This window comes from Vallitalea sediminicola, assembly GCF_054408565.1.
The window spans coordinates 1-4,703 of the sequence record NZ_BTPT01000072.1; the positions used below are offsets into that span (position 1 = coordinate 1).

The 4,703-nt window shown below is 29.3% G+C and carries 5 protein-coding genes; 1 reads left to right on the forward strand and 4 read right to left on the reverse strand.

Annotated features, from left to right (window positions below):
- Positions 1-71: 71 nt before the first annotated feature.
- The 4 genes from ACX6CF_RS22790 to ACX6CF_RS22805 all read right to left on the reverse strand — a co-directional run bounded on the left by ACX6CF_RS22790 (position 72) and on the right by ACX6CF_RS22805 (position 4,051).
- Positions 72-368, reverse strand: coding sequence for a hypothetical protein (locus ACX6CF_RS22790; RefSeq protein ID WP_458787681.1), 297 nt, complete (start codon positions 366-368; stop codon positions 72-74).
- Positions 369-534: 166 nt separating this feature from the next.
- On the reverse strand, positions 535-669 hold the full coding sequence (locus tag ACX6CF_RS22795; protein ID WP_458787682.1) for a hypothetical protein: 135 nt from the start codon (positions 667-669) through the stop codon (positions 535-537).
- A 1,397-nt stretch (positions 670-2,066) separates the two neighbouring features.
- Positions 2,067-2,717: a retron system putative HNH endonuclease gene (locus ACX6CF_RS22800; RefSeq protein ID WP_458787683.1), complete on the reverse strand. Its 651-nt coding sequence runs from the start codon at positions 2,715-2,717 to the stop codon at positions 2,067-2,069.
- A complete protein-coding gene (locus ACX6CF_RS22805; protein ID WP_458787684.1) occupies positions 2,717-4,051 on the reverse strand; it encodes an AAA family ATPase in 1,335 nt (444 codons plus the stop codon). The genes ACX6CF_RS22800 and ACX6CF_RS22805 overlap by 1 nt, the downstream gene beginning before the upstream one ends.
- A 285-nt stretch (positions 4,052-4,336) precedes the next feature.
- On the opposite strand from ACX6CF_RS22805, the gene ACX6CF_RS22810 reads away from it, so the two are divergent.
- Complete coding sequence (locus ACX6CF_RS22810; RefSeq protein ID WP_458787685.1) at positions 4,337-4,690, forward strand: hypothetical protein; 354 nt, start codon at positions 4,337-4,339, stop codon at positions 4,688-4,690.
- Positions 4,691-4,703: the final 13 nt, after the last annotated feature.

Genomic DNA, 4,703 nt, shown 5'->3' on the forward strand with positions numbered 1-4,703 from the left:
ATAGCACAATTATAGCAAAAAATGCTAAAACAAAACTGTATAAATTCCTACATTTTTATGTTGGAACTTTTCTACATTTTCATTATAGCATTTACACTAATGACCAACGAAGGACCTTTACGCTCATAAATGTTTCCAATAGCATGACCACTTCTTCTAAGATTACACTCAGTCCCCATTTCGCTATTTTGATGTCTAAAAAATGAATTGTACCTGTTTCTATAGACATAAGAAACGTACTCGCCACATTCTTTGCAAACAAACTTCTTCTCATGATATGAGATGTTTCTTCCATATAGCTTATCCAATTTGTTTGCACAAACAAATATTTGCTTCCCATCTTGACCTATTTCATATGCTTTTTCCACATTAATCACCAATTCTCCAAATAAGTTATTCTTTTACTTTTATTAATTTATAATTTATCTAATAACAGATATTTTATTCAAAAGTCTATTGTTTCTATATAATATTGCAACAATGCTTCTCAGTTCTCTAATACTACTTCTAGTCCCCCTTTGCTATTCTACTTGTTTAGCAATTGGAATAAAGCACACACCACTCAATTTCACAGCAACCCTCTATCTTGTTTTCGACACAAAGTTTTTGTACCATTCTCGAAGTGATTCCCCATTCTTCTGTTACTTGTTTGGTTGTTTCGTGTTCCAAAATTCATCACTCCTTTACAAAAAACTTCATTTATCATTATATTCTTCATTAATAATAAAATCAAACATTTATATGACAAATACAGAATTAAATTTCTTACTTCATAAAAAAGAAGTATAGATCCACATTATGCACATTTACATAAACTTTTAAATGCATATGTGAGGCTATATTTTTCATTGACAGGCTTATAACCATGCTCTCTTCTTTTTCCTTATTTCACACTTTTTTCAGACACATCTTCTGAAATAATACAAGGTAAAAAATAACCATATGAACTCAATATTCATTTGATTGTTTAATAAGTAACTTCGTTCTGAACATAAAATTGCAATATACTATTTAGGGCTGTATATATATCAGAATCATAGCAGTCTAAAAATTCCAACAGCCTTTTATCTTACAAATATCAGACCAAAGATTCTTAACAAATTTAATATTCCAAAATCTCGATGGAACCCTTCAAATTTTGAATATTATTGGTTCTTAATATGTACATGGAATCAAACACCACTTAGCATCGAAAACTAATGATTCGAGCGTTTTCGTTCTTTAACTCCCACTCAATAAGTTATAAGTCTTATTAAGCTTATTTGTTTAGTTTTAGTTTACGTTTTACACTATTTGTGCGTAGTTTATTCATATTATCTTAGGTTGATGGATTTTTTAATATCAAATTAATATCAGAGAAGAAAGGTAACTATTTCATTGTCTCTAGCAAGTTCCGTTTCGCAAAGCTCACTCCACTATGGGAACTGACCCCATACTATTTTCAATTTCCATTGAATATTCTCACATTTTTTCAAAATGTTTGGTGCCACATACACTTACTCGGTGCGTTACCCTCATATTAAGTTATTTTTTAAAAGGATATTTTAAGACTAAAAAAGTGCAGTTTCCAAGATATGTGTAGTATTTTGTACTCGTCGGGATTATTTATATCCTTAACACCTGTTATCAAATCATCTCAACAACATATGCCATTGCATCTGTCTCTATAGACTTTATACAACTATTAAAACAATTAGGTAGTTTCTTTATTCTTATGTCTACGGTTACCATGGGATTAAAAATTAATATAAAAACCTTTGAACATAAAGATGTTAACACCTTAGTCGCCACTAGTATTTTTCCCTCTGCCTTTCTATTGTAAGTTTAGCACTCATTTTTATGCTATAAAACATGCCACCAGAAAATAATTTTCAATTTATTTTCTAATGGCATATATAATTTCTATATTACAGTGAATGACATATGGCTGTCGAAATCGGTTATTCCCACTCCGTGAAAGGGTCATTATTACCTTGTAAATGGTTGATTTAGGTGTATTTATTAGCTTTGATGTTATTTTTATGGTTGATGATTTAATTAGTATCACTGTGGCGTCGCAATTTATTCTATATCATCTTACGCTTTAGATATTGTATTGCAGCCAAGCAATACGGTGTATACTTCCCTTCATGCTTCCTATATAATTTATCAATCTCTTTTTGAAGAATGTCATTATTCCAAATACCCTTTCTTTTAATCCTTATTAGCCTATCTCTAGTACCATCAATTGCCGCCTTTCGACAGAATACAAGCTTATCATTGTTCAGATTTAAAATGTCATCAACTTCATGCTGCTTTGAAGAATCATCTGTTTTTAAATATCCATCTTGCTTATATATAAACTGATCTTCTATAAATTCATCTAAAGGGTTCAAGGTAATAATATTATTCTTTTTATGGGTATCACACTGTTGTACATCCGAAGGTAATCCTTCATTTCCATTACATGCCGCAAACAAATTTTTATAAACCAATTCTTCACTTTTCGTTTCGCCTGATTCAGGTAAAAAATGTTCAATCTTCATTTGCATGTTTATCGGTACTTTTGAATGCGGTATTCTTGACAAACAATAGCAGCAAATGTACCCTTGTTCTTCTAATAATTGATTTCTAATTATAGTCTTTGTCATAGTTGGTAAATTCTTATATGAAGCGTTTTCTGTGTTCCTGTATTCAATTAATTTTGTAGGTTCAGTGCCTTTAATAATTCTTTTCATTATTCAACCTCTAATGTATATTCAGTATTTGCTTTAATAACTTCAGTATCCTTTTCCCCAAACATTTCAATCATTTTATCAAGAATTATTTTTGCTTTATCAATACTTTTATTGTCAATTTTACTATAAAATGAATTAATCAATTCTTGTGCGTTCTTTTCACGTACAGGCAAATCCATAACTTCTGATGTTAATGAATTTATATCTCTCCCCTTTGTAAAAGGCACCTTATACATTACACCCTTTGGACCAATCTTTATTATATGTTCTTGGCTTACATTACTGATAACATGTTCTGAATGAGTAGTAAATATGAACTGTAAATTTGGAAATATATTTCTCAAATCTTCTATCACATGTCTTTGCCATTTTGGATGTAAATGCATATCAATTTCATCAATTACTACAATGCCTTTAGTTTCTGACAAAGCTCGTTCTAACAAATTCGGGTTAAGAGTTGCCATTCTATAGGCAATATCAGCCACTAAGCTTAGCATTGTTTTATACCCATCACTTAGCATTCCAAATGGTAATCTAATTTTTTTTCCCTCATTATCCGGATATTCAATCACTAATTGATTAAGAACTGGATCGAAATCAATGTCTATCATACCAAAATCAACTTTGTAATCCAAAGAATTTAAAAAAAATTCTACAATTGCTTGTTTGACAATACCCAACTCTGGAAGATCCATTTTTCTTTGAAATTCAATGTATTCCATATTCTCGAACCATTTTAACATTAATTTCTCATTCGTTTTTGCTGATAGACAATCAATATATCCATTTAACCTATTAAATTGGTAATTTGTAGTCTCTTCTTTTATCTTTATATCAAATTTATTCCTACTTGTTTTTTTACTTTTAGATGAATGAAGCCATAATCTTCCAGTACTATAGTATGATATTAAAGGAAGAACAATATCATTTGCACCTTTCTTAACCTTCTTATCAACTCCATTAAAATAAGAAATTATTTTCTTTGCATCAGTTCTAGTAGTACTTCCACCTGGTTTATTAATACTTCTTGAAAAATTAAATAATTGACTATTAACTCTCATATTACATGAAATATTAATTGGATATTGAGGCTGTAAATTTCCTAAGCTCCCAAGAGGAAAATATTCAAGTCTTACATCATCTTTTTTTATTCCAATTGAATTTACACCGTCAAATCCAACCAATATGGTTCCCAAACAGATGCAAATAGCTTCTAAAATTGCTGTCTTGCCTGAACCATTATCACCAATAATAACAGCATAATCATCTGGTATATTTAAAGTAAATTTATCAAATCCTCTATAGTTTTGTAATTTTAATTTTTCAATTCGCATAATTTTTACCTCATTTCTAATAACAATAACTACCATAAATTATAACATTATTTTATTGTAAATAATATATATTTTTTTTGATAATGGTACTTATATAAAAATTTCTGTTATCTTTCCAAAAAGAGAGCCTGGGGTCTGGCTTTACAAGTTGACGGGAGTTTGACACTTGTAATTATATAAAACCTTTGTAATCCTTATAAAAAGGCTATTTTTTTATCAAATTTTACATTTTTTTATCAAGTACTTTTGAGTAATATGTTATACTATTAGTAGGAGGTGCATCTTATGAGATTAAAAATATCTAAGTCTAAGAATTCTCAATCACTTTATGTTATTAAGTCTACGTATATTAATGGGAAGCATTCATCTAAGATTGTTGAAAAATCAGGTACATATGACGACTTATTAAAAAAGCTTAATGGTGAAAACTCTATTGAGTGGGCTAAAAAATATATTGAAGATTTAAACAAAAAAGAAAAGGAAAATAAGCATACGATTATGCTTTCTTATGCTCCTACTAAAATTATTAAAAAGAATGAACAAAGATCTTTTAATGGTGGATATCTTTTCTTACAACAAATTTATCATGAACTTGGACTTAATAAGTGTGCTTCTATAGAATCATCTCTGTTTAAATAAACAGGTCTTGCCT

Excerpts from the sequence above, each read along its gene's own strand:
- ACX6CF_RS22805 (WP_458787684.1), bottom strand. The coding sequence starts at position 4,051 with ATGCGAATTGAAAAATTAAAATTACAAAACTATAGAGGATTTGATAAA.
- ACX6CF_RS22810 (WP_458787685.1), top strand. The coding sequence starts at position 4,337 with ATGAGATTAAAAATATCTAAGTCTAAGAATTCTCAATCACTTTATGTT.
- ACX6CF_RS22800 (WP_458787683.1), bottom strand. The coding sequence starts at position 2,717 with ATGAAAAGAATTATTAAAGGCACTGAACCTACAAAATTAATTGAATAC.